The organism is Paenibacillus sp. FSL R5-192, assembly GCF_000517845.1.
In the GTDB taxonomy this organism is placed as follows: domain Bacteria; phylum Bacillota; class Bacilli; order Paenibacillales; family Paenibacillaceae; genus Paenibacillus; species Paenibacillus amylolyticus.
In genome coordinates, this window is the sequence record NZ_ASPR01000014.1 from 87,919 (window position 1) to 111,964 (window position 24,046).

A 24,046-nucleotide genomic window follows, 5' to 3' on the forward strand; every position below is an offset into this window, starting at 1 on the left:
TCATGAAGAATTGTGTTGATTACAGGGATGTCGGTAGCTTGACCGGCATCCCTTTTATTTTTGTTTAACTGGATATTCAAAATGACCTGGAGGTGGACGATTATTAGTAAAGATCACATGATTAATGATGAGATTCGGGCGAAGGAAGTACGCCTTGTCGGAGCTGAAGGAGAACAAATTGGGATTACGCCCATTCGCGAAGCACTGCAAATGGCGATTGACCTGAATTTGGATCTGGTCAATGTGGCACCACAGGCTAAACCGCCGGTGTGTCGTATTATGGACTATGGCAAATTCCGCTATGAGCAACAAAAGAAAGATAAAGAAGCCCGTAAGAACCAGAAAATTGTTGATATTAAAGAAGTATGGTTCCGTTCCAATATTGAGGAGCACGATTATCAAACGAAGCTTCGTAATGTAGTTAAGTTTTTGAACGAAGGCGACAAAGTGAAATGTTCTGTTCGTTATCGCGGACGTGAAATTGCACATGCCGCGATTGGTCAACGGATTTTGGAGCGCGTTAAGGTAGAAGTTGCAGAACTTTGTACTGTTGAACGTCAACCGAAATTGGAAGGCCGCAGTATGATCATGATTTTGGCTCCTAAAGCCTGATAACATTGGAGGAGGAAACACAAAATGCCTAAAATGAAAACACACAGCAGTTTGAAAGGACGCTTTAAAATTACCGGTTCCGGTAAGGTCCTTCGTTACAAAGCTCACAAAAACCACTTGCTTTCCCACAAATCCAAACGTGCTAAGCGCGTTCTGAACGGTAACCCAGTTATGGCTGCCGGGGATGTTAGACGTTTGAAACAAGGCTTGGCTAACTTGAAAGGCTAATTTTAATTAGTACATTCCGTATGGGGGATCGGCTACGGCCGTACACATACCACGGATACATTTATATTTATTTGGGAGGTTCTTTAATATGGCAAGAGTAAAAGGCGGTTTTGTAGTACGTCGTCGTCATAAAAAGGTTTTGAAACTGGCAAGAGGTTATTTCGGTTCCAAACACCGTATTTTTAAAACAGCTAACGAGCAAGTAATGAAATCTCTGGTATACGCATACCGTGACCGTCGCAACACGAAACGTAACTTCCGCAGACTGTGGATCGTTCGTATCAATGCTGCAGCACGTATGAATGGTTTGTCTTACAACAAACTGATCCATGGTTTGAAACTTGCTGGAGTAGACATGAACCGCAAAATGTTGGCTGATCTGGCCGTTAACGACATCAATGCGTTCAACTCTTTGGCTACTGTAGCTAAAGGCAAAATCAACGCTTAAATTGTATGATACAAGCCGCCGTACCTATATGGCGGCTTTTTTTACGGCTTGGGAAGAAATTCGAGGATGAATCTCTGAGTGAGTAGAGCGAATAGGCTGTAGTCTGGAAGGGAACAATGAAACCAGATAACTGGTGAATAACGGTCCATGGGAATACATAAAATACGAACGGTGAAATAATACAAATAAAAACAGGTAAATCCCTCTCATCACTAAAGTTCACGATATGTTTTTGTTATATAACATCACATCGTTGTAACGTTAGTGTGTTAAATCGCTAAATTATTAAGCGTTTTCAATAAAAAAAGAACAAAAATATGTGATATTTGGTGATGAAACATCTGGATTTTAACACTGGTTGATTGTATAATCACCTCTAGTAGGCTAGTCCTAGATTTTTCTCTCCATGTCATAATGTTCGGTTTTTCGACAGATGATAGGATGCTTCAAGGGTGAGAATGCGCTTTTAATGTCGAAGAAACCATACATTCTGCATAAAAGTCATTCCTGCTATCTGTTAACCGTTCAATTGTAGGCTGGATTGGAATGAGGGATATATCATTAAGGGGGAAAAAGAGAAATGAAAAAGATGCTCAGCTTGTCTTTGGTAATGTTGCTGGCGGTATCGGTTATGCTCGCAGGTTGCGGTAGCAAACCGAAAGAAGAAACAAATGCCGGAGGAGATACAGGTGGCACATCCACTGAAGCGAAATCCGATCTCAGAATCGGTATGGTTACTGACGTAGGTGGAGTTAATGACAAATCCTTTAACCAATCCGCTTGGGAAGCTCTGCAAGCGACTGAAACAGAAACAGGTGCTGCTGTTAAATACCTGCAAAGTAAATCCGATGAAGAGTACATTCCTAACCTAAACGAATTTGTTAAAGGCGGATATGATCTGACTTGGGGTATCGGTTTCCAATTGGCTGATGCAATCAAAACTGTAGCTGAGCAAAACCCTGATGCTAAACTCGCGATCATCGACAGTGTTGTTGATGCTCCTAACGTTAAATCTGTAACATTTGCTGAAGAAGAAGGATCTTACCTAGTTGGTGTTGTGGCTGGTCTGACAACAAAATCCAACAAAATTGGTTTTGTAGGCGGTATGGAAAGCCCACTGATCAAAAAGTTTGAAGTAGGATTCAGAGAAGGCGTTAAAGCAGTTAACCCTGATGCTCAATTCATTTCTAACTACACAGGTGCATTTGATAAACCTGACTTGGGTAAAGCAGCAGCAGCAACACTTTACAATGAAGGCGTAGATATTATCTTCCACGCTTCTGGCGCAACAGGTAACGGTGTGTTTAACGAAGCAAGTGCTCGTAAGAAACAAGGTCAAGATGTATGGGTTATCGGTGTTGACAAAGACCAATCTCTTGAGTTTGGTGATGAGATCACTTTGACTTCTATGATCAAAAAAGTTGACGAAGCAGTTAAGCGCGTTAACAAAGAAGTAGTTGATGGTACATTCGCTGGTGGTTCCGAGAACCTCACTTTGAAAGAAAACGGCGTAGGTATTGCTGATACTTCTACTGCCAATGTATCTGCTGATACACTTGCAAAAGTGGAAGAGTACAAAGAAAAAATCATCAGCGGCGAAATCAAAGTTCCTACGGAGTAATTTTGATCTTAGTCGCAAATGAATAATCATTGGGGCCGGTCTTGACCGGCCTTATGATTGCAAGAACAGGAACATTTGATCAAGTCATCATAACAATTGTACAAGGTCACTGTGCACCAACGCTCCGGTAGGAGCTTTTCTTAAGATAATGGAATTGATATGTTCTTAATGAGCTGAACCATTCGATTATCGCAAGAAAAACTTCAGCTAAGCGCGGTCTGTCTTTTTTGAAAGTACGTCGATAGACGTTTTTTTTTACGTTTGCGGAACCACACTATATCAGGTATAAGGGTGATTACATGGGTGCAGCAACCCCCGTCGTTGAGTTAAAACAAATTACGAAGCGTTTCCCAGGCATTGTTGCCAACGACGCCATCAGCCTTCAGCTTCGTAAAGGCGAGATCCATGCGCTACTGGGCGAAAACGGCGCTGGTAAGTCAACGTTGATGAATATTGTATTTGGTCTCTATCAGCCAGATGAAGGTTCCATTGAAGTGAATGGCAAGCCTGTCATCATCGACAGCCCTAACCGAGCGATCGATCTTGGCATAGGCATGGTGCATCAGCATTTTAAACTTGTACAGCCGTTCACGGTAACAGAGAACATTATTTTGGGATCTGAACCAACGAAGGGTCTCAATATTAACTATAAAAAAGCAGCCGCTGAAGTTCAGCGTCTTTCCGAACAGTATGGACTTAAGGTGAATCCTCATGCCAAAATTCATGATATTTCTGTCGGAATGCAGCAACGTGTAGAGATTGTTAAAACGTTGTATCGCGGTGCAGACATTCTTATTTTTGACGAGCCTACAGCCGTATTGACTCCTCAAGAGATCAAAGAACTGATGATCATCATGAAGAAGCTTGTAGCTGAAGGAAAGTCCATTATTTTGATCACGCACAAACTGAAAGAAATCATGGAAATCTCCGATACGGTAACGATTATTCGTCGGGGTAAAGTGATTGATTCGGTCAAAACTTCGGAAACGAATCCGAATGAGCTGGCAGAGAAAATGGTGGGGCGGAATGTCACATTCAAAGTGGACAAAAAACCGGCTACACCTGGAGCCAATGTGCTCGAAGTCAGTAAATTAACGGCGAAGAATAAAGAAGGTATTTCGGTTCTGAACCAACTTAACCTGAACGTACGTGCAGGAGAGATTGTCGGAATCGCAGGTGTGGATGGTAATGGTCAAAGTGAACTGATTGAAGCTCTTACCGGACTTCGTAAAGTAGAGAGTGGTTCGATTCTTTTGGAGGGCAAGGAGCTGTCCAATCATTCTCCGCGCCATATCTCGGAGTCGGGTGTAGCCCACATTCCGGAAGATCGCCATAAACACGGACTTGTACTTGATTTTTCAGTGAGTGAAAATATCGTTCTGGAATCGTATTATAAAGCACCATACACCCGTAAAGGGTTCCTTAACTTCGATGCCATCAAACAGCAGGCGAAGCGGCTTGTTGAGGCATTTGACGTGCGTACACCAAGCATCGAGACCAAAGCTCGGTCCTTGTCCGGAGGAAACCAGCAAAAGGTCATTATCGCCCGTGAGGTAGATAAAAACCCTGAACTGCTTATCGCTGCGCAACCAACACGTGGTTTGGATGTAGGGGCTATTGAGTTCGTGCAAAAGCAACTGATTGCACAGCGCGATCAAGGGAAGGCTGTTCTGCTGATTTCATTTGAGCTTGATGAGATTATCAATGTATCTGACCGAATTGCTGTTATTTATGAAGGCCAGATCGTTGGCGAGGTGCTGCCGGAAGAAACCAATGACAGGGAGCTCGGCTTGATGATGGCGGGCAGCACCCAAAAGAGAGGTACTGCGCATGAATAACGTATTGAAATGGTTTACCCGAGATTCATTTATTTTACCTGTAGTAGCTATTATTATGGGTCTTATTCTCGGTGGAGTTGTCATGCTGATTGGTGGCTACAATCCAATTGAAGCCTATGGTGCATTGTTCACCAAGGTATTTGGCGACATGTACAACTTTGGTGAAGCAGTACGGGAAATGACACCACTAATCATGACTGGACTCGCATTTGCATTTGCATCACGTGCAGGGTTGTTTAATATCGGGGGAGAAGGTCAATTTCTCGTTGGTATGACCGCTGCAACATTTGTTGGTGTTAAGTTTGCAGGTTTGCCGATCTACCTTCATGCGCCACTGGCTTTGATTGCGGGTGCATTGTTTGGTGGTCTGTGGGCCGCGATTGCTGGTTATCTGAAGGCGGCACGTGGGGTTAATGAAGTTATCAGTAGTATCATGTTGAACTGGATTGGTCTGTATCTGGCCAACCTTATCGTTCGCCAATTCTTGCTGTTGAAGGGCGAGAATCGTTCCGTGGATATCAGCGAATCGGCTTCGATTAGTTTGACATGGCTCTCTGAACTGATGGGCAACTCCCGTGTACACATGGGGACATTGATTGCCATTGTGATGGCTGTGCTCTTTTATATCTATATGTGGAAAACAAAACAGGGTTATGAAATCCGTGCAGTAGGTTACAACCCTAATGCGGCTGAATATGCAGGTATGCATGTTAACCGGAATATCGTAAAAGCGATGTTCATCAGTGGTATGCTTGCAGGTCTTGGTGGTGCATTCCAGGTTCTTGGTGTGTTCCAATACCAAACCGTAATGTCGGGTTCACCGGGAACAGGCTTTGACGGAATTGCGGTTGCCCTGATTGGTTTGAATCATCCGTTTGGGGTGTTATTGGGGGCAGTGTTGTTTGGTACCCTCACGTACGGATCTGCAGGTATGAGTTTTGCTGCGGATGTTCCGCCTGAGATTATTCGGATTGTGATCGGTTCGATTATCTTCTTCATTGCGGCACAAGGCATCGTGCGCTGGATACTTAAACCGTTCTATTCGAAGCGTAAGAAAGAGAAGGTGTTGTAGATGGACTTGTTGACAATTGGGCAAATTATCAATACGACGCTTGTCTTTGCTACGGCATTGATTTTTGCATCACTCGGCGGAATTTTTTCGGAAAAATCAGGTGTAACCAACCTTGGACTTGAAGGTTTTATGGTCTTTGGTGCCTTTGCAGCTGGAATCGGGGCGCATTATGCTCAAGAAGCGGGCATGGGCGGAACGACATCGGCCTGGATGGGGGTTTTGCTCGCGATTGTATTGGGCGTAATGGTATCTCTGATTCATGCCGTTGCGTCTATCACATTTAAGGCAGACCAGATTATCAGTGGTATCGTCATTAACTTTTTGGCAGCAGGAAGTACGTTGTACTTGGTTAAACTGTTGTTTGAAGGTTCTGGTGATTCACCGTTGGTTCAAGGCTTCAGCAAGTTTGATGTGCCATTGTTGAAAGACATTCCTTTGCTTGGAGAAGCCTTCTTCAAGAACGTATATCCAACGACATATCTGGCCATTCTGTTCGTATTCCTGACGTATTACATCATGTTCAAAACGCCATTTGGTCTGCGCCTTCGTTCTGTAGGTGAACATCCAAGTGCGGCTGATACGGTTGGTGTTAAAGTGCTTCGTTATCGCTATATTGGCGTTATGATCAGTGGTGCGCTTGCGGCTATTGGTGGAGCTGCGATTACTTTGACGACTACGGGTACATTCTCACACAATACGGTTTCCGGCCAAGGTTATATTGCCATTGCAGCTATGATTTTTGGTAAGTGGAATCCGATTGGTGCCTTTGGTGCGGCTGTCTTCTTTGGATTCTCACAAGCGATCCGAAACTATGTACAGTTGTTTGAATGGTCACAAAGTATTCCCCAGGAAATTATTTTCATGTTGCCTTACCTGCTTACCATCATCGTTCTCGTTGCAGCGGTTGGACGTTCTTCGGCTCCGTCTGCACTCGGTGAAGCGTATGACCCTGGTAAAAGGTAACAACCTTTTCCATATCAGTTTAGCTATTCAGAGTTTTGATAAAGGGTCCGCCTTGTGCGGGCCTTTTTTTGTTTTCTTGAACGCCCATCGACTTTTACATGCTTAACTTGGTTCTCGTGCAATACCCATATTTTCAGGTAGGGACAAAGAAACAGGCGAATTCAGTGATGGACGAATACACTGTTTTGAACGATCCGAGGAGGAGGGGAAAGTATGAAACAACAAGTTACGCGTGATGAAGCGATGAAATTAATAGGCAAAAATATTGTTGCAATCAAAAAAGACGGCACTCGGGTTACGGGAAAGCTGTTGAAAGTATCGGGCAACAAACTGGTACTCAAGCGTTTGAATGGCAAAAAAGTACGTACAAAAGCGATTCTGCCACTAGTATTGTTTGATCTGCTCGCTATTGCCACACTGCCTTATGCTTATGGAGGTGGTCCCGGCTTCGGTCCCGGATATGGACCTGGACCAAAACCAGGTCCTGGATATGGTCCAGGCTACGGACCGGGATATGGACCTGGAGGACCTGGAGGACCTGGTGGCGGATATGGACCTGGTCCTGGATTCGGCCCTTATGGTCCAGGTCCACGCCCACCAGGATTTTTCTAGGACATTCTATAATGTTTTTTCCAATTCGTAGCAGCGGCTTATCATGATGTATCGAATCGCGCTGTATCCATTTTTTTGATAAAACTGAAGCCCTTTGGTATTGCCCTCATCCACCATCACTTTAGATCTTCGACAACCCCGGGATACCGCAAAACTCTCTGCTTTGAGCAACAAAGTTTGCCCGTAACGTTTGCGTTGTTCTTTCGGACTAACGGCCATCATATCGACATAGAGCAATTCCCCATGCATGAGAAAATGGATGAATGCCACAGCAGCTTTGTCTGGCTCCGGCGAGACAACAAAGGTCATGCCCCTGTTCATTCGCAGGGGTATTTCTTTGCGGATTTTATTAATTTCCTTTTCGCTCATATGGGATAAAGGAACAAGTTGAGTGTCAATCAGCTTCATGATGGCGCCATCATCCAGCTTGGATGTGCGTTGCCGAATCACCATGCGGAGCCTCCTTTCAGGACCAGTCGTGCTGCTCGTATATCCTATGCCCGAAGCAAGATAAAAGGTGACTGAATGAAGCGCTAGGATTAGGGCAACCTTATAGGCTGAAGAGGGAGGAAGGAAGGTTCTCTGAATTTTTATGCAAAACAGGTATTGACTTATCGGTTGGAGGAATCATATAATGTTCCTAACATTTAACGAGAATATTTCATCGGCTATGAAGAGGACGAAGTTTTAAGGGCTCTTTTGCTCAGAGAGTGGCTGGAATTGCTGAAACCACCACCATTACCCCTTATATACGAGCTCACCTCGGAGCTGTTTTCCTGAAAAGCACTGGATGTCACTCCTTTCGCGTATTAGGGAAAATCGTATGTCTGCGTTACAGACAACAGGTATGGGAAACGACTATGTTCGTTTGAGCTATTCGTTTTGTTGTACCTGGTAAGGTCCGTTATTGCGAAATTTCGGGCAAAGTTGGGTGGTACCACGGAAGCGATAACCTTTCGTCCCTCGCAAGCATGAACTTGTTTGCAGGGGATGGAAGGTTTTTTTTGTAACTTTAAATGTCAGAATGGTGTAAATTCCGAGAGGAGGATGACTAATGGGAGCTCAAATTCCAGAAGTACGATCGACAGATGAATTACGTGAAAAATGGATGAAGCCGGAGGTCATTAGCGGTTCCGAGATTCTGCTGAGAAGTTTGTTGCTTGAAGGTGTGGATTGCGTATTTGGTTACCCGGGTGGCGCAGTGTTGTACATTTACGATGCAATGTATGGTTTCGAGGATTTCAAACACGTCTTAACCCGTCACGAACAAGGTGCAATTCATGCAGCTGACGGATATGCACGTGCAAGCGGCAAAGTTGGTGTTTGTATCGCTACCTCCGGGCCGGGAGCAACCAATCTGGTTACTGGAATTGCCACGGCATATATGGATTCTGTGCCGCTGGTTGTCATTACGGGAAATGTTAATTCCAGCCTGATCGGCTCGGATGCTTTCCAGGAAGCGGATATTACCGGGATTACAATGCCGATCACCAAACACAGCTATCTGGTAAAAGATGTTAAGGATTTGTCGAGTATCATTCATGAGGCATTCCATATTGCCAACACCGGCCGTAAAGGTCCTGTACTGATCGACATTCCGAAAGATGTCTCAGCCAACAAAACCTTGTTTGAACCGAGTACTGAACCTGTTACATTAAGAGGGTACAATCCACGGACAGTACCAAACAAATTGCAGGTAGACCGTTTGGCTCAGGCCATTCAGGAAGCAGAACGTCCAATGATTCTGGCCGGTGGCGGTGTGGTATACTCGGGAGGACATGAAGAACTGTTCGAGTTTGTTGAGAAGACAGGCATTCCGATTACGACAACCCTTCTGGGGCTTGGTGCATTCCCAAGTGGGCATGAACTATGGACAGGGATGCCAGGAATGCACGGAACATACACATCCAACCTGGCCATCCAACAGTCGGATCTGCTGATTAATATCGGCGCACGATTCGATGATCGGGTAACAGGTAAGCTGGACGGATTCGCTCCACATGCCAAAATCGTTCATATCGATATTGATCCGGCTGAGATTGGTAAAAACATTGCAACCGATATTCCAATCGTTGGTGATGTGAAGACCGTACTTGAAATAGCCAACAAAGAAGTTGGACGTGCAGAGCGTGCAGATGCATGGAGAGATCAGATCAAACAGTGGAAACAAGAGAAGCCATACAGCTATACGGATTCAGACGAAGTGCTGAAACCGCAGTGGGTTGTTGAAATGTTGAATGATACAACCAAAGGTGAAGCGATTGTGACTACGGATGTGGGACAACATCAGATGTGGGCGGCACAATATTACAAGTTCAATCAACCACGTTCATGGGTAACTTCGGGTGGTCTCGGAACGATGGGCTTTGGATTCCCTTCTGCAATTGGTGCTCAGATGGCCAATCCGGACAGACTTGTTATCTCCATTAACGGTGACGGCGGAATGCAGATGTGTTCCCAAGAACTCGCAATCTGTGCCATTAACAATATACCGGTAAAAATTGTGATCATTAACAATCAGGTACTTGGAATGGTTCGCCAATGGCAGGAACTCATCTATGAGAACCGTTACAGCCACATTGATCTGGCAGGAAGCCCGGATTTTGTAAAACTGGCTGAAGCATATGGCGTGAAAGGATTGCGTGCAACGAATAAAGAAGAAGCAGCGCGTGCTTGGCAGGAAGCTTTGGATACACCAGGACCAGTCGTTGTAGAATTCGTAGTACGCAAGGATGAAAATGTGTATCCAATGGTTCCGCAGGGAGCAACAATTGATCAAATGCTGATGGGGGATGCTGACGAATGATTAGACATACGATTTCAATATTGGTAAACGATCAGCCAGGCGTCCTTCAGCGTGTATCAGGGTTGTTCGGTCGACGCGGATTTAACATTGAGAGTATTACCGTAGGTCAATCGGAAGAACCTGGACTCTCCCGGATGGTTATTGTCACCATTGGTGACGATAAAACGCTGGAGCAGATTGAGAAACAATTGTATAAAATCATCGATGTTATTAAAGTGGTTGATTTCAGCCTGAAACCGATGGTAGCCCGTGAACTCGCTTTGATTAAAGTGAAAGCAGAGCCTTCCGAGCGTCCTGAAATTCTGGGTGTGGTAGAAACATTCCGCGCATCCGTTGTAGATGTTGGTCCAGGCAGCCTGATTGTGCAGGTAGTCGGAGATACGGACAAAATTGATGCTATGATTGAATTGCTCAAGCCATATGGCATTCGCGAATTGTCCCGTACAGGCATAACTGCATTGGTACGCGGCAACGTATAAAGTTATAATGAATGAAGAGGGACGACGGTTAGCTAACATATACAGTTGATCTTATGTGAGTGTCAGTCCCTTAACAGTTGTAATTTAACATTTTAGTGATGTAACGCTTGAAAATATAGCTACATTCCCGCATTAATGGGCGGGTGTCTGAACGGATCGGATCAGACCAGAGATGCTTTTGACACTCCAAGCGAGGCGGTCCCTTGAGACACCCGCTCATTAATGAAGGGTTCTTTACAATACAAAGGAGGACTTATAAACATGCCAGTAACTACTTATTATGAACAGGATGCAGAGCTTAACGTATTGAAAGGAAAAACGATCGCGGTAATCGGTTATGGTAGCCAGGGCCACGCCCAAGCTCAAAACCTTCGTGATAGTGGATTGAACGTAGTCATCGGACTTCGTGAAGGTAAATCCTTCGACACTGCAAAAAATGACGGATTTGAAGTTCTGTCCCCGGCTGAAGCAACAAGCCGCGCAGATGTAGTTCAAATCTTGCTGCCAGATGAAACTCAAGCTTCTGTATACAAAAACGAAATCGAACCAAACCTGAAAGAAGGCGCTGCATTGCTCTTCTCACACGGTTTCAACGTTCATTTCGGTCAAATCGTTGCTCCAAAAAACAGCGATGTATTGCTGGTAGCTCCTAAGTCCCCTGGTCACATGGTACGTCGTACTTATGTGGAAGGTTTTGGTGTACCGGGCCTGATCGCGATTGAGCAAGATGCAACGGGTAAAGCTAAAGAAATCGGTTTGGCTTATGCTAAAGGTATCGGTTGTACACGCGCAGGGGTTATCGAAACTTCCTTCCGTGAAGAAACAGAAACAGATCTGTTCGGTGAGCAAGCTGTTCTGTGTGGTGGCGTGAGTGCATTGGTAAAAGCTGGATTCGAAACATTGACAGAAGCGGGTTACGCTCCTGAAATGGCATACTTCGAATGTCTGCACGAACTGAAGCTGATCGTTGACATGATGTATGAAGGCGGACTTTCAAGCATGCGTGATTCCATCAGTAACACAGCTGAGTACGGTGACTATGTAACTGGACCTCGCGTTGTAACTGAAGATACGAAGAAAGCAATGAAAGAAGTCCTGACAGATATCCAACAAGGTAAATTCGCACGCGACTTCATTCTGGAAAACCAATCCGGACGTGCATTCTTGACAGCAACTCGTCGTAACGAAGCTGAACACCCAATCGAAGTGGTTGGCGGACAATTGCGTGAGATGATGCACTGGATCAAGAAGTAAGCATTAACTTCTAGAGCATGCACTTTAAGGTAATCAAGTAAACTTAGAGCTTTAACTGGGAATAGCGGCCGTGCTTATGCGTGAGCCGCTATTGCTGGTTCAGAGATATAATAACAAGTACAGGAGGTGCGAAGCGTGCGTAAAATCTATGTATTTGACACAACGCTGCGTGATGGAGAGCAATCCCCGGGAGTCAATCTGAACACTCGTGAAAAGGTGGAAATTGCCCATCAGCTCGAGCGGCTTGGCATTGACCGGATGGAAGCGGGTTTCCCGGCGGCATCTCCAGGTGACCTGGCAGCTGTCAATGCAGTAGCAAATGCGGTCAAAAATGTGACTGTAATTGGCTTGTCCCGTTCCAGAGAGCAAGACATTGATGCAGTTAAGGAAGCACTTAAAGGTGCACAGGACCCGTGCATTCACGTTTTCCTGGCAACTTCACCTATTCACCGCCAACATAAATTGCGCATGGACAAAGCGCAGGTACTGGATACAGCTCGTTCCGCGATTCGTTATGCAAAGAAAACATTCTCGAAGATCGAATTTTCCCTTGAGGATGCAGGTCGTACCGAGTATGATTTCCTCGTGGAAATGGTGAATATGGCTGTTGAAGAAGGTGCAGCCGTCGTGAATATTCCGGATACGGTTGGTTACCTGAGCCCATATGAATACGGAAACATTTTCAAACATCTCAAGGAGAATGTACACGGTATTGAAAAGGTACAGCTGAGTGCCCACTGTCATAATGACTTGGGTATGGCGACGGCCAATACACTTGCAGCCATTCTCAACGGAGCCGATCAGATCGAAGGTACGATCAATGGCATTGGTGAACGTGCCGGAAACACGGCGATCGAGGAAATTGCTATGGCACTGGAGACACGTCAGGAATTTTTCCAGGCGAAAACATCGCTGCAGTTGTCTGAAATTGCACGGACCAGTCGTTTGGTTAGCCGTTTGACAGGTATGGTTGTGCCTGGAAACAAAGCTATTGTTGGGGCAAATGCCTTTGCACATGAATCCGGCATTCACCAGGATGGCATGTTGAAGGAAAAAACAACGTACGAGATTATGACTCCAGAGTCCATCGGTCTGAAGGAAAGTAAACTTGTACTGGGTAAACATTCTGGTCGTCATGCCTTCCGTGAACGGTTGATTGATCTGGGATATGAGCTGGAAGAAGAAGCATTGAATCGGGCTTTCGCCCAGTTCAAAGATCTGGCTGATAAGAAAAAAGAAGTTACTGACGAAGATCTGCTTGCCGTAATTGAAGAGAAATTGCAGGATGCACCTGAGGTGTATAAACTGGAATCCATCTTCGTAACGTACGGAGACGAATCGGTACCAACGGCCAAAGTCCGCATTGCAACGCTTGACGGGGATACGCTTGAGAAGCAAGCAGAGGGTAACGGATCGGTAGATGCAATCTACAATGCGATTGACCAAGTGAGTGGGGAAGACGTAACGTTGTCTGACTATTCCATCAAATCGGTAACGCATGGTAAAGATGCATTGGGTGAAGTACATGTTGTGCTGACTCAGAATCAGGTTTCGGTACAAGGACGTGGCGTAAGCACAGATATATTGGGTGCAAGTGCACGTGCCTATGTAGACGGCCTGAATCAATTGATTGAGAAGCGGAAGACATACACAAACCGTGTAAACGTTAACCTGTAGGCTCCAATGCAAGAAGCACGCACCTTTCATTGAACTGAACTTTAAGCTGAGACACATGTATGCTGCTAGAATGATCTATCTTTAATTTAATGGATATAGAAGATCGTTCGGCTTGCTTTGTTACGTTTAGTGAGGTACGTAAAGAGTCTGACTCTCCTGTGGAGGGTCAGACTCTTTTGCTTGTATATATATAATTATGGAAGTAAAACACAGTACATTTTCTACAATTACCTATTGTATTGGCTTACGCTATCAAGCTATTACCACGCGTATGCATTAGGTGCATGTCCACCTGGACCCGGGAAAATCTCATCCAGACGTTTGAGCACGGCTTCATCCAAAGTCACGTCCAGACATTTGAGTGCGGTCTCAAACTGCTCCAGCGTACGTGGTCCGATAATCGGGGCGGTCACTGCCGGATTGGCTGCAACCCATGCCAAAGCCACCGTATCCTGTGGTTCACCGAGATCACGACACAGTGCGGCAAAGTCTTCAAGCTGAGTTTGCTGCTGCTCGATCCGTCCAGCGATGCCCCCGCTGCGTGTTCCTTCCAGTTTCTGCAGAGCGTTACGTCCCAGTAATCCACCATCCAGTGGACTCCATGGAATGACGCCGAGGCCCAGCTCTTTGGCTGCGGGCAGTACTTCTAACTCAGGCAAACGACAGTTGAGACTATATTTATGTTGTTCGGAAACCAGGCCGAGGAAATGACGATTCTTGGCTTCACTTTGAGCGATTGCAATCTGCCATGCAGCAAAGTTACTCGATCCTACATAACCGATTTTACCCTGATGAACGGCATTCTCGAACGAACCCCACAGCTCGTCCCACGATATGGCAGGGTCTACATGATGCATCTGGTATAGCTCGATATGATCGGTCTGTAAGCGGCGGAGGGAGCCCTCCAGATGCCGTCTGATTTTGTAGGCGGAGAGGCCAGCTTCGTTGTTGGGGCCATCTGTATCATCATGCATGGAGCCATATACTTTGGTGGCCAGAACTACTTTTTCACGTCTGCCCCCACCCTGGTTGAACCAGCGTCCGATAATTTCTTCGGTAAGGCCGGAATTTTCACCCCAACCGTAGATGTTAGCGGTATCAAAAAAGTTCACGCCTGCATCGAGTGCTGCGTCCATAATGCGGAAAGCTTCTTTTTCATCTGTAGCAGGCCCGAAATTCATGGTGCCGAGACAGATTCGGCTGACCTTGAGGCCTGATTTACCCAAATACGAATATTGCATGTTGCTTATCCCTCCTGCGTACCTGATTTGAATTCAGCTATATTTTAACCCAGCCGGGAGGTCAGAACAACTTGGAAAGGCCAATCTCTATTGGCTTATAGGTAAAATCTATTAAAGTCATAGATTGTATATCTTGGTCAAATGACCTTCCTTGGAATATGATACAAAAGAGAGAGTTAATATGAGACGTTACGTTATGAATAATTAATGAATGAAATATAAGGAGTGGACAACCCAATGGCAGACGTGAAAAAAATTGCAGTTATTGCAGGTGACGGAATCGGCCCTGAAGTCGTAGCTGAGGCTGAGAAAGTTCTTAAACGTACGGAGGAAGTATTCGGTTATCGTTTTGAGACAGAGCATGCGTTGTTTGGCGGAATCGCGATTGATGAGAAGGGTACACCTCTTCCTGAAGAAACACTGACTGTATGTAAAAGTGCAGATGCAGTCCTGCTTGGAGCGGTTGGTGGTCCAAAATGGGATAACAACAGCAAGGAGCTTCGCCCGGAAACAGGCCTGCTGGGTATTCGCAAAGCACTTGGATTGTTCTCCAACCTGCGTCCGGCTGTTGTATTTGATTGCTTGAAGGATGCTTCAACTCTGAAGCCTGAAGTACTGGAAGGTACAGATCTGATGGTGGTACGTGAGTTGACAGGTGGGATCTACTTCGGAGAGAAGTTCAGACGTGAAAGTGCACAGGGCGAAGAGGCAGTAGATACATGTGCATATAATGTAACAGAAGTGGAGCGGATCGTTCGTCAGGCATTCGAAATTGCGCAAGGACGTCGCAAAAAGCTGGCTTCTGTAGACAAAGCCAACGTATTGGAAACTTCCCGTCTCTGGCGTGAAGTCGTGAACCGGGTAGCACCGGATTATCCGGATGTTGAACTGGAGCATGTACTGGTAGACAACTGCGCGATGCAATTGCTGCGTCGTCCGTCCAGCTTCGATGTCATCGTAACGGAAAACATGTTCGGAGATATCTTGAGTGATGAAGCAGCGATGTTGACAGGTTCCATCGGTATGCTCGCATCTGCATCACTGGGAGAGGGCAGCTTCGGACTCTATGAACCGGTACACGGTTCCGCACCGGATATCGCAGGTCAAGGCCTCGCTAATCCGATTGCAACCATTCTCTCTTTGGCGTTGATGTTCCGTACAACCTTTGGTTATACAGAAGGTGCGGATGCCATTGAAGCAGCTGTGTCGGATGTATTGAATGCAGGACACCGCACGAGTGATATTGCTGTAGACAAGAGCACAGCGATCAGCACGACCGAAATGGGCGATTTGATCGTGGCGGCTATTCAGAAACAGGCGTAATTATATTACCAACTACAGGCAGCCCTTTGTTTCCAGTTATGGAATGTACAGAGGGCTGTTCCTTTATCATTTTTGCCACGAAAAATCCTTATTTATAATGATTATAAAAAAATAATGTTTATAATCTTGACTTTGGGAAGTCCGGATGATAACATTTTACTTGTACTTGTTATCAAGTATCAAATCATTTTAATTACAGGAAAAGCGTACGCGTTTTTCTTGATGATGAGCAATCCGCAAGGATGCTTACATAATCCCAAAGGAGGAATTTTTAGTTATGGCAGAACGTTTGGTAGGTAGACCAGCACCGGATTTCGCAATGGAAACAGTATCGGGAGACGGACAAGACTTCGGTTCCGTTAAACTGTCCGATTATCGTGGCAAATGGCTTGTATTCTTCTTTTATCCTTTGGACTTCACATTTGTGTGCCCAACTGAAATTACAGCTTTGAGCGTTGCTTCCGAGCAATTCAAAGCTTTGGATACAGAAATCCTTGGCGTGAGCGTAGACTCCGTACACAGCCACAAAGCATGGATCAATACACCTGTAGACAGCAATGGTCTGGGTCAATTGAACTTCCCACTGGCTTCCGATATCACGAAGCAAGTGGCTAAAGATTACGGCGTTCTGATCGAAGAAGAAGGCGTAGCATTGCGCGGTCTGTTCATCATCGATCCAGAAGGCGAATTGAAATATCAAGTGGTTAACCACAACGATGTAGGCCGTAGTGTTGAAGAAACACTTCGCGTACTGCAAGCACTGCAATCCGGCGGATTGTGTGCAATGAACTGGAAACCAGGCGACACTAACCTGTAAGCCAGATTAACTTGAACGGTTTTTGTTCAAGCCCTCATCCCGTTAGGGATTGAGGGCTTTTTGCACCCTTTTGCCGGAAGTTATCACGAAGTTAATCAAAAGTGTTTGAACAAGCAGCTAAGCGTGTTAATAATATATTAGAAGAAAGTCTTCTTTTTATTTGTTGAAAGAGGAATTGATGGCCTTTAAGGCGAATAGGGTATGGAAACCCGGTAAATATTCCGGTGCTCTGCATTTATAATCTGTACATGAATGTGAAACACTGATGGAACTATTCCTTTTCGGAAGTGCTGTAAGTGTACGGGATTGCATTTTAACAAAAAAGTCCCGGCACGTAATAAGGAGGGTGAACAAAAATGAGTTACTGTTGTGGGGCAAGTATGGTTGGAACGAAGGGCACGCTGAAGCATTACCGCACCCAGGTTCATAATGTTCCCCTGCTGTTTTGCCCGGTGTGTCACCGGGTTGAGGTGCATTATAAAGTGGAAAACGAATACGAAATCCTGGCTGAATATGCGCATGGAGACGGTGCATCCGAGATCGACTTTCAAGATTATGTTACAGAAGATGAGGATGCGATTTTTGAAAACTGTGTAAACCGTGAGAGCGAGGATGCCATGGTCATTGTGCAGCGCCAGATTGATATGGCTCTGGATTTGCTCAGGCTCGCCAAGGAAACCAAAGACGAGAAGTGGGAAAGCGAACTTAAACGTCGATTAGCTGTGATGAGTCAGCGCAGACTGAAAATTCAGCATAATAAGACCGGACTATAGATGCTCTCGGATATATCACCAATTAAAGATATTAAAAACGAAGCTGATTTGCCTACTGGGTGAAACGGCTTCGTTTTTTTGCTGTATTCTGGAACTAATTCGAGGTTTTTTTTAAAATAATTTCCATTCGACACTTTCTCCGATTGACTCTCTTCTATAAACTTGTCTATGATAAAAACAGACTTGCAAAGAGGCGGAGCAAAAAATGTTCGTGTTTGGGAATAGGAGAAGGTCAGAATGGGACAAACGTATATGATTTTCCGGATCGACTGTTGGTTACCGGGAATAGACCAGCTTGAGTTCCGGCCATGCCATCCATATTTTCGGCTCAGCCCCCCAACGAAAGGGCACCGGTAATGAACAATAAAATCGGCCCTTCCTGTTTCTGTGATGATATGATGTCCGAATGGCAAGTTTATCATTTACGTGAAAAGGAGGAACCTGACATGATTAGTGAATTTCAGGATACAGTGCCTCAACCAACGGATGGATTCCCGCCTGTGCATCTGGATAACAACAAGTACGAGAATGTACTGGAACATCTGGATAGCGGTATTATGTTGTTTGACAGTCACGGTGTATTGACGTTTATTAACGTTCAGATGGCAAAGTTGTTGGAGCTTCCACGAAGTCTGTTGAGCGGCTGCACCCTGATGCAAATGCTGCATCATCCGCAGATGAGCCGATTCAAGAAAAAGAAAATTTTACGTATCTATCGGGAAACTATTTTTCATCGTAAGCGCTATCATGAGTTGATTGATGAATACGGAAGGCATTGGCTGGTTACTGTGACGTACGGTGATCAGATGGATGGCGACTTCTTATTCAGCGTCAAAGATGTATCTGATTATAAACAAATTGAACAGACCGCTTATCAAAATGACAAACTTGCGATGCTGGGGCGAATATCAGCATCTATTGCTCATGAAATTCGTAATCCGTTGACTGCAATCCGTGGGTTCATTCAACTGCTCAGGCCCCATTTGCTGCAGCTCGGCAAAGACGAGTACGCTCGAATCATACTGACGGAGATTGATCGGGCGAATGACATCATCTACGAATTTTTGAATTCTTCCAAACCGTCAGCTCCACAGAAGACCGTGATATCCGTCGACTCTTTGCTCAAAGAGGTGGTCTTGCTGACCGAAAGCGAAGGGTTGATGAAGGGATGCGAGATCGTACTGGATGAAGGGGATGCCCCGCTGAATGTGTCCATTGATGTCAAACAGATTAAGCAGGTTATTTTGAATATGGTGAAAAACGCAATGGATGCCATTGAGGAAGTTGGCGAAGAACATACGGGTCTAATTCGAATATCTACCGCCACGGAAAACAAGTTCGTGCAGATCTCCATCGCGGATAACGGTCATGGGATGGACCATAACACGCTTGTACGTCTGTTTGATCCATTCTTCACGACCAAGGAGAGCGGAACGGGGCTTGGACTTTCGGTGAGTTACCGAATCATCAAGAACCATGGAGGCACCATCTCTGTGGATAGCAAAAAGGGTGAAGGCACGCGGTTTATAATTATGTTACCCTTGGTATATTGAGAAAAGCGGGGAGTCGAGGAGTTGGCCATTTGCCAACTCCTTTGTTTTATGTTGCCAATAACGGTTATAGTTAGTAATGAATGCGAATACATAAGCTCCATAACGGAAGGATGAGATGCAGATGGAAATCCAAGGAATGGAACGAATGAATCAACAACTGATGGATCACGTGGGAAAAGTGATTGTGGGAAAAGAGCATACGATAGAGCTGGTGATGACAGCGATCATAGCGTCAGGACATGTGCTGCTGGAGGATGTACCGGGTACTGGGAAAACGATGCTTGCCAAATCGGTAGCCTCTTCATTGGACTGCACATTCCAACGGATACAGTTTACACCGGACTTGCTGCCCTCGGACTTAACAGGGATTCATTTTTTTAATCAAAAAGAAGGGGATTTTGAATTCCGACCCGGCCCCTTGTTTGCCAATCTTGTACTAGCTGATGAGATTAACCGGGCTACACCGCGTACACAATCAAGCTTGCTGGAGTGTATGGAAGAACGCCAGATCAGTATCGACGGTTCAACGAGACAGTTGGAACGGCCATTCATCGTTATCGCCACCCAGAATCCTGTAGATAACCAGGGAACTTTTCCGCTACCTGAAGCGCAGATGGATCGTTTTATGATGAAAATTCGCATGGGTTATCCAAGCAGTGAAGAGAGTGTAGAAATTTTGAGACGTACGGTAGCCAGTCGTTCTGTTGATGATCTCTCGGCAGTGATCAGTCGTGAAGAACTTTTGAAGGCGCAGGATACGTATAAAACAGTGCAAATCAACGAAGATCTGCTACGATATATCATTCAGTTAACCGAAGCGACAAGGCAACATCCAGAGCTCTCGCTTGGCGTAAGTCCACGAGGGGCCCAGGCATTACTCAAGGCAAGTCAGGCATGGGCTGCACTGCATGGCAGAGACTTTGTTTTGCCTGATGATATTAAAGCACTGGCGGGACCTGTGCTGGCGCACCGACTGGTATTCCGTAACCGGATCAGACAACAAGAGGGCTTGGCTGAGCGTATCATCCAGGAACTTCTGAATCAGACAGAAGTGCCTACGGAGAATCTCGCTACAAGCGGGCGTTAATCTTATGGCATTATTATGGCTTGTCCTTGTTGGAGGCATTGTCGTTGTTATACATGGTGTGTGGTTTGGACGACCTGCACTGCGAAAGCTCAGGTACAGCAGACAATTCAGCAAGCTGCGTTGTTACGCTGGAGATGAACTTGAGATGGTGGAGACGATATCGAATGAGAAACGAGTCTCCGTACCGTGGCTCAGACTTGAATCGATGATGCCAGTGTCGTTTGTATTTCGTTCCGGCTCAGGTATGGATATTAGTCAAGGCGAAATCTATCAGAACCATAAGAGTATTTTTACGTTAAAACCGTTTACTCGTATTACGCGCAAGCATCCTTTCACATGTACTCAGCGTGGAATTTATCCATTAAATACAGCAACGATGACAGGTGGGGATCTCTTTGGCGTGTGGCGTTCCACCAAACCGATTCCTTTGCAAATGTCTATGATTGTGTATCCCTCATTAGTGAATGCAGAGGATCTTCCTGCAATTTATCAGGTTTGGCAGGGAGAAGTTGAAGTATCACGATGGATCGTTGAAGATCCTTTCTTGATTCTGGGTGTTCGGCCTTATGGCGCAGGCGACCCCATGAATCGTATTCACTGGAAAGCGAGTGCACGTACAGGTGAATTACAAGTCTACAAGCAGGGATGGACGGCTGATCCGCAATCCTGGATTGTAGTCAATATTCAGGAATCTGCAGATATGTGGAGTGTTGTTACTCGACCGGAAAAGATTGAGCGGGCACTTCGTTACGCTGCCACAGCTGCAGTGGATGCCATCGGTAGAGGGTTGCCGGCAGGTTTCGCCCATAATGGTTATCATGTGGGTGGAGGCCGCGATACACTTCGGATTGAACCGGATTATGGCACGCCCCATCTGGAACGGTTACTGGAAGCTATGGCTGAGACAGAGTTGAAATGCATGGTGCCCATGGAGCAATTCCTGAATGATGAAGTACGTCTGAATGAAGAAGCACAGCAAATCCGCAGTTATCTGCTGATTACATCCTATGTATCTGCCGCTATGGAGCACGAGATTGCACGTCTGCACGAACAAGGACATCGTGTAACGATTCTCCCGGTAGAGGACGTGAAGGGTAATACGAAGGCGGTGAGTGCATGAGGAACAGACCGGTAGTGACGACCACAGGACTCATAACAATGCTTGCCGTCTTGATGGCTGGCATATACCTTTTTCCGATATTTACGCTTGCTTCATTCTACGCAATGGAACATTTGCCGTACACATTATTCATCCTGGTTGTTCTTGTAGGTTGGTTAGGACAATTCATTCAGCATAAAATTCCAGGTTTTAGCGAGAAAAGTACACTCATTCGTGGACTAGCGGCACTCGTCATAGGATTTCTCTTCGCACTCGTTGTTGGGTTGAGCCTTATTCTCCCGTTGCCGGATATCATCACATTGGTACTGTGTGGAGTCATCTCGGCTTATGCAGGTCTGACCCTCCAGCCAGTCTTTCATTCTGTATTGTTATGGCGCTTGCAGATTATGGGTGTAATCAGTGCAATCGTGCTTATGATTGCTTCGAATTCGTTGGAATTCATGCAGCCGATACAAACCTATACCCTATGGATCTATATTGCGGGAGTGATCAGCTTTGCCTTTTGGCTGGTTGGACGATATATGCTGCAACTGGATCAGGCAATACTCAATGACGGCAAGAGAAGATTGGTATTAAGAGATTTTGCACGTGCGAATCATCAGCGGTTCATGTGGATGTTTATTGTTATCGTCGCGATTGGTGCTTTCCCAAGTCTGGCTGCCTGGCTGGGACCGCTACGTGATCGCTTGCTTGCATGGATCAGGGGATGGTTTGGTCCGATTTCCGGCGAGGAGCCACGATTACCAATGGACAACCCCAATCAGCAGTTAAATATACCGAATGACTGGAGAGAGCCGCCATCCGAGCCCTCAGTCTTCTGGAACATCCTCGGATGGGTAGTGATGTGTGCTGTAGCAGGAGTAATTCTGTGGCTGCTTCTGAGGTTGGGACAAAAAACGATAAACAGACTTATGGACCGATTCAAGGGGATGTTACAACCAGGTGAAAAGAAGGCAGAACCACGGACGGAGTATATCGATGTCAGTGAGACGCTTGATGCGCCAGCAAAAGTCCGAAAGAATTGGTTTCGCAAGAAAGAGGCGCCACCTGCACAGGATGCCGAACGTGTTCGGTATTACTATCGGACTTGGATTGAAAGAGCCGCTCATCGAGGCGTGGAAATACAGCGGACACACACTCCGCTGGAGGCTGCACAGACCATTATTCAGAATGGTATGAAGGTAGAAGAAGATGAGCTGTCTGCGAGACTGCCAGATACGTATAATGCCGTCCGTTATGGAGAGAAATCTCCCGATCGTTCCGATATGGTTGAGATTGACCGAATCTGGAGATCTTATCGAAGTAAATAAGTCCGGAATCCCTTTACTTTTCTTGTCACGTTCAAGTATCATGAGAGGAATACACAAGTTGGTCAGAAAAGGAGCAGACATTAATGAAGACAAATCATTGCAAAATTGTAGATTGTACGATCCGTGATGGCGGATTGGTGAATAATTGGGACTTTAGCGTGGACTTTGTTCAACAGCTATATGCTGGATTGAATGAAGCTGGCGTTGATTATATGGAAATTGGATATAAGAACTCTCCAAAGTTGCTTAAAGGTGCCGAGGAAGCAGGACCATGGCGTTTCCTGAACGATGATTTCCTGCGTAAAGTTATTCCTCAAAAAGGCAATACCAAACTGTCTGCACTGGTTGACGTTGGGCGTGTGGACGAAAATGATATCTTGCCTCGCAGTGAGAGCATGCTGGATCTGATCCGGGTTGCCTGCTACAGCAAAGATGTAGACAAGGCACTTGCACTGGTTCAAACATTCCATGATCGTGGATATGAAACTACACTTAATATTATGGCACTCTCCAATGTTATGGAGAATGAATTGCTGGAAGCATTTGAATTGATCAAAGAAAGCGCTGTGGATGTTGTTTACATTGTAGACTCCTACGGTAGCTTGGACCATAATGATGTGAAATATCTGGTAGAGAAGTTCAAGACTCACTTGCCTAACAAACGTCTTGGTGTTCACACACATAATAATATGCAACTTGCGTTTTCTAACACATTGGTTGCGGCAGAACTTGGCGTCGAACTGCTTGATGCTTCTGTGTATGGTATGGGACGTGCGGCAGGAAACTGTCCAACCGAATTGCTCGTAGCTCATCTGAAAGGAACAAAATACAATCTGCGTCCAGTACTTGGTGTGTTGGAACAGTTGATGGTTCCACTCAGAGAAAAAGAAGAATGGGGTTACATTCTGCCTTACATGATTACAGGCGCGTTGGACGAGCATCCACGTTCAGCAATGGCGATTCGCTCATCGGAAGACAAGGATAAGGTTGTTGATTTCTATGATAAATTAACAACACCAGAAGTGAATTTTGAGAAGTAATATAGTCTGAAATACAGTTGCAAAATAGGAAAACATGGACTCTAACTGGAGATCCATGTTTTTTTAGTTCTTAATGCCTTGTTTTTCTATATATTTGTGAATAAATATTCCTAGGAGTAACTATTTTTTAGTTCACGTATACAAAATTAAATGTTATTATGTACCAGATAGC

General features: G+C 45.4%; 22 protein-coding genes. 20 read left to right on the forward strand and 2 right to left on the reverse strand.

Going from position 1 to position 24,046, the window contains the following annotated elements:
• Nucleotides 1-117: 117 nt before the first annotated feature.
• The 8 genes from infC to C161_RS32750 all read left to right on the forward strand — a co-directional run bounded on the left by infC (nt 118) and on the right by C161_RS32750 (nt 7,394).
• Complete coding sequence (gene infC / locus C161_RS08835; protein WP_017689666.1) at nt 118-612, forward strand: translation initiation factor IF-3; 495 nt, start codon at nt 118-120, stop codon at nt 610-612.
• 24 nt (nt 613-636) lie between these two features.
• A complete protein-coding gene (gene rpmI, locus C161_RS08840; RefSeq protein WP_017689665.1) occupies nt 637-840 on the forward strand; it encodes a 50S ribosomal protein L35 in 204 nt (67 codons plus the stop codon).
• 88 nt (nt 841-928) lie between these two features.
• Nucleotides 929-1,288, forward strand: a complete 360-nt coding sequence (rplT, locus tag C161_RS08845; protein ID WP_017689664.1) for a 50S ribosomal protein L20 — start codon at nt 929-931, stop codon at nt 1,286-1,288.
• Nucleotides 1,289-1,868: 580 nt separating this feature from the next.
• The gene (locus tag C161_RS08850) at nt 1,869-2,909 is read left to right on the forward strand and encodes a BMP family lipoprotein (RefSeq protein ID WP_036669747.1); all 1,041 of its coding nucleotides are present in this window, start codon (nt 1,869-1,871) and stop codon (nt 2,907-2,909) included.
• Nucleotides 2,910-3,208: 299 nt separating this feature from the next.
• Entirely contained in the window at nt 3,209-4,747 is a 1,539-nt protein-coding gene (locus C161_RS08855; protein ID WP_036669749.1) for an ABC transporter ATP-binding protein, read from the forward strand.
• Nucleotides 4,740-5,819: an ABC transporter permease gene (locus C161_RS08860; RefSeq protein WP_036669750.1), complete on the forward strand. Its 1,080-nt coding sequence runs from the start codon at nt 4,740-4,742 to the stop codon at nt 5,817-5,819. The genes C161_RS08855 and C161_RS08860 overlap by 8 nt, the downstream gene beginning before the upstream one ends.
• The gene (locus C161_RS08865; protein ID WP_036610165.1) at nt 5,820-6,782 is read left to right on the forward strand and encodes an ABC transporter permease; all 963 of its coding nucleotides are present in this window, start codon (nt 5,820-5,822) and stop codon (nt 6,780-6,782) included.
• A gap of 213 nt (nt 6,783-6,995) precedes the next feature.
• Nucleotides 6,996-7,394, forward strand: a complete 399-nt coding sequence (locus C161_RS32750) for a hypothetical protein (protein ID WP_036669752.1) — start codon at nt 6,996-6,998, stop codon at nt 7,392-7,394.
• A 6-nt stretch (nt 7,395-7,400) separates the two neighbouring features.
• Here C161_RS32750 and C161_RS08875 read toward each other — a convergent pair whose 3' ends face one another.
• Nucleotides 7,401-7,844: a GNAT family N-acetyltransferase gene (locus C161_RS08875; protein WP_036611020.1), complete on the reverse strand. Its 444-nt coding sequence runs from the start codon at nt 7,842-7,844 to the stop codon at nt 7,401-7,403.
• A gap of 604 nt (nt 7,845-8,448) precedes the next feature.
• Here C161_RS08875 and ilvB point away from each other — a divergent pair.
• The 4 genes from ilvB to C161_RS08895 all read left to right on the forward strand — a co-directional run bounded on the left by ilvB (nt 8,449) and on the right by C161_RS08895 (nt 13,610).
• Nucleotides 8,449-10,200 (forward strand): biosynthetic-type acetolactate synthase large subunit, encoded by a 1,752-nt coding sequence (gene ilvB, locus C161_RS08880; protein WP_036610160.1) that lies wholly within the window; start codon nt 8,449-8,451, stop codon nt 10,198-10,200.
• A complete protein-coding gene (ilvN, locus tag C161_RS08885) occupies nt 10,197-10,679 on the forward strand; it encodes an acetolactate synthase small subunit (RefSeq protein WP_024628317.1) in 483 nt (160 codons plus the stop codon). Before ilvB ends, ilvN begins: the two co-directional genes overlap by 4 nt.
• Before the next feature lie 261 nt (nt 10,680-10,940).
• Nucleotides 10,941-11,933, forward strand: a complete 993-nt coding sequence (ilvC, locus tag C161_RS08890; protein WP_036669754.1) for a ketol-acid reductoisomerase — start codon at nt 10,941-10,943, stop codon at nt 11,931-11,933.
• A 135-nt stretch (nt 11,934-12,068) separates the two neighbouring features.
• Nucleotides 12,069-13,610 (forward strand): 2-isopropylmalate synthase, encoded by a 1,542-nt coding sequence (locus tag C161_RS08895; RefSeq protein WP_017689653.1) that lies wholly within the window; start codon nt 12,069-12,071, stop codon nt 13,608-13,610.
• Nucleotides 13,611-13,870: 260 nt separating this feature from the next.
• On the opposite strand, the gene C161_RS08900 is transcribed toward C161_RS08895, so the two are convergent.
• Nucleotides 13,871-14,851 carry an aldo/keto reductase gene (locus C161_RS08900; protein ID WP_036669756.1) on the reverse strand — a complete coding sequence of 327 codons (981 nt, stop codon included), beginning with the start codon at nt 14,849-14,851 and terminating at the stop codon, nt 13,871-13,873.
• Nucleotides 14,852-15,088: 237 nt separating this feature from the next.
• Between C161_RS08900 and leuB the strand changes: the two genes are divergently transcribed.
• The 8 genes from leuB (at nt 15,089) to C161_RS08940 (ending at nt 23,874) form a co-directional block, all read left to right on the forward strand.
• Nucleotides 15,089-16,174, forward strand: a complete 1,086-nt coding sequence (gene leuB / locus C161_RS08905; protein ID WP_036669759.1) for a 3-isopropylmalate dehydrogenase — start codon at nt 15,089-15,091, stop codon at nt 16,172-16,174.
• A gap of 277 nt (nt 16,175-16,451) precedes the next feature.
• A complete protein-coding gene (locus tag C161_RS08910) occupies nt 16,452-16,991 on the forward strand; it encodes a peroxiredoxin (protein WP_036610146.1) in 540 nt (179 codons plus the stop codon).
• A gap of 356 nt (nt 16,992-17,347) precedes the next feature.
• On the forward strand, nt 17,348-17,764 hold the full coding sequence (locus C161_RS08915; protein ID WP_017689649.1) for a hypothetical protein: 417 nt from the start codon (nt 17,348-17,350) through the stop codon (nt 17,762-17,764).
• A 446-nt stretch (nt 17,765-18,210) separates the two neighbouring features.
• Nucleotides 18,211-19,317: a PAS domain-containing sensor histidine kinase gene (locus C161_RS08920; RefSeq protein ID WP_036610143.1), complete on the forward strand. Its 1,107-nt coding sequence runs from the start codon at nt 18,211-18,213 to the stop codon at nt 19,315-19,317.
• 121 nt (nt 19,318-19,438) lie between these two features.
• Nucleotides 19,439-20,404 (forward strand): AAA family ATPase, encoded by a 966-nt coding sequence (locus tag C161_RS08925; RefSeq protein ID WP_036669762.1) that lies wholly within the window; start codon nt 19,439-19,441, stop codon nt 20,402-20,404.
• A 4-nt stretch (nt 20,405-20,408) separates the two neighbouring features.
• Nucleotides 20,409-21,524, forward strand: a complete 1,116-nt coding sequence (locus C161_RS08930; RefSeq protein ID WP_036669763.1) for a DUF58 domain-containing protein — start codon at nt 20,409-20,411, stop codon at nt 21,522-21,524.
• Nucleotides 21,521-22,834: a DUF4129 domain-containing protein gene (locus C161_RS08935; protein WP_036669764.1), complete on the forward strand. Its 1,314-nt coding sequence runs from the start codon at nt 21,521-21,523 to the stop codon at nt 22,832-22,834. The genes C161_RS08930 and C161_RS08935 overlap by 4 nt, the downstream gene beginning before the upstream one ends.
• Nucleotides 22,835-22,917: 83 nt before the next feature.
• Complete coding sequence (locus C161_RS08940) at nt 22,918-23,874, forward strand: aldolase catalytic domain-containing protein (RefSeq protein ID WP_036610133.1); 957 nt, start codon at nt 22,918-22,920, stop codon at nt 23,872-23,874.
• The last annotated feature ends 172 nt before the right edge of the window (nt 23,875-24,046 follow it).

Coding starts and splice junctions, on each gene's coding strand:
- C161_RS32750 (WP_036669752.1), top strand. CDS start 6,996: ATGAAACAACAAGTTACGCGTGATGAAGCGATGAAATTAATAGGCAAA.
- ilvB (WP_036610160.1), top strand. CDS start 8,449: ATGGGAGCTCAAATTCCAGAAGTACGATCGACAGATGAATTACGTGAA.
- C161_RS08865 (WP_036610165.1), top strand. CDS start 5,820: ATGGACTTGTTGACAATTGGGCAAATTATCAATACGACGCTTGTCTTT.
- rplT (WP_017689664.1), top strand. CDS start 929: ATGGCAAGAGTAAAAGGCGGTTTTGTAGTACGTCGTCGTCATAAAAAG.
- C161_RS08940 (WP_036610133.1), top strand. CDS start 22,918: ATGAAGACAAATCATTGCAAAATTGTAGATTGTACGATCCGTGATGGC.
- leuB (WP_036669759.1), top strand. CDS start 15,089: ATGGCAGACGTGAAAAAAATTGCAGTTATTGCAGGTGACGGAATCGGC.
- C161_RS08910 (WP_036610146.1), top strand. CDS start 16,452: ATGGCAGAACGTTTGGTAGGTAGACCAGCACCGGATTTCGCAATGGAA.
- ilvN (WP_024628317.1), top strand. CDS start 10,197: ATGATTAGACATACGATTTCAATATTGGTAAACGATCAGCCAGGCGTC.
- C161_RS08855 (WP_036669749.1), top strand. CDS start 3,209: ATGGGTGCAGCAACCCCCGTCGTTGAGTTAAAACAAATTACGAAGCGT.
- ilvC (WP_036669754.1), top strand. CDS start 10,941: ATGCCAGTAACTACTTATTATGAACAGGATGCAGAGCTTAACGTATTG.
- infC (WP_017689666.1), top strand. CDS start 118: ATGATTAATGATGAGATTCGGGCGAAGGAAGTACGCCTTGTCGGAGCT.
- C161_RS08900 (WP_036669756.1), bottom strand. CDS start 14,851: ATGCAATATTCGTATTTGGGTAAATCAGGCCTCAAGGTCAGCCGAATC.
- C161_RS08915 (WP_017689649.1), top strand. CDS start 17,348: ATGAGTTACTGTTGTGGGGCAAGTATGGTTGGAACGAAGGGCACGCTG.
- C161_RS08930 (WP_036669763.1), top strand. CDS start 20,409: ATGGCATTATTATGGCTTGTCCTTGTTGGAGGCATTGTCGTTGTTATA.
- rpmI (WP_017689665.1), top strand. CDS start 637: ATGCCTAAAATGAAAACACACAGCAGTTTGAAAGGACGCTTTAAAATT.
- C161_RS08860 (WP_036669750.1), top strand. CDS start 4,740: ATGAATAACGTATTGAAATGGTTTACCCGAGATTCATTTATTTTACCT.
- C161_RS08920 (WP_036610143.1), top strand. CDS start 18,211: ATGATTAGTGAATTTCAGGATACAGTGCCTCAACCAACGGATGGATTC.
- C161_RS08935 (WP_036669764.1), top strand. CDS start 21,521: ATGAGGAACAGACCGGTAGTGACGACCACAGGACTCATAACAATGCTT.
- C161_RS08925 (WP_036669762.1), top strand. CDS start 19,439: ATGGAAATCCAAGGAATGGAACGAATGAATCAACAACTGATGGATCAC.
- C161_RS08850 (WP_036669747.1), top strand. CDS start 1,869: ATGAAAAAGATGCTCAGCTTGTCTTTGGTAATGTTGCTGGCGGTATCG.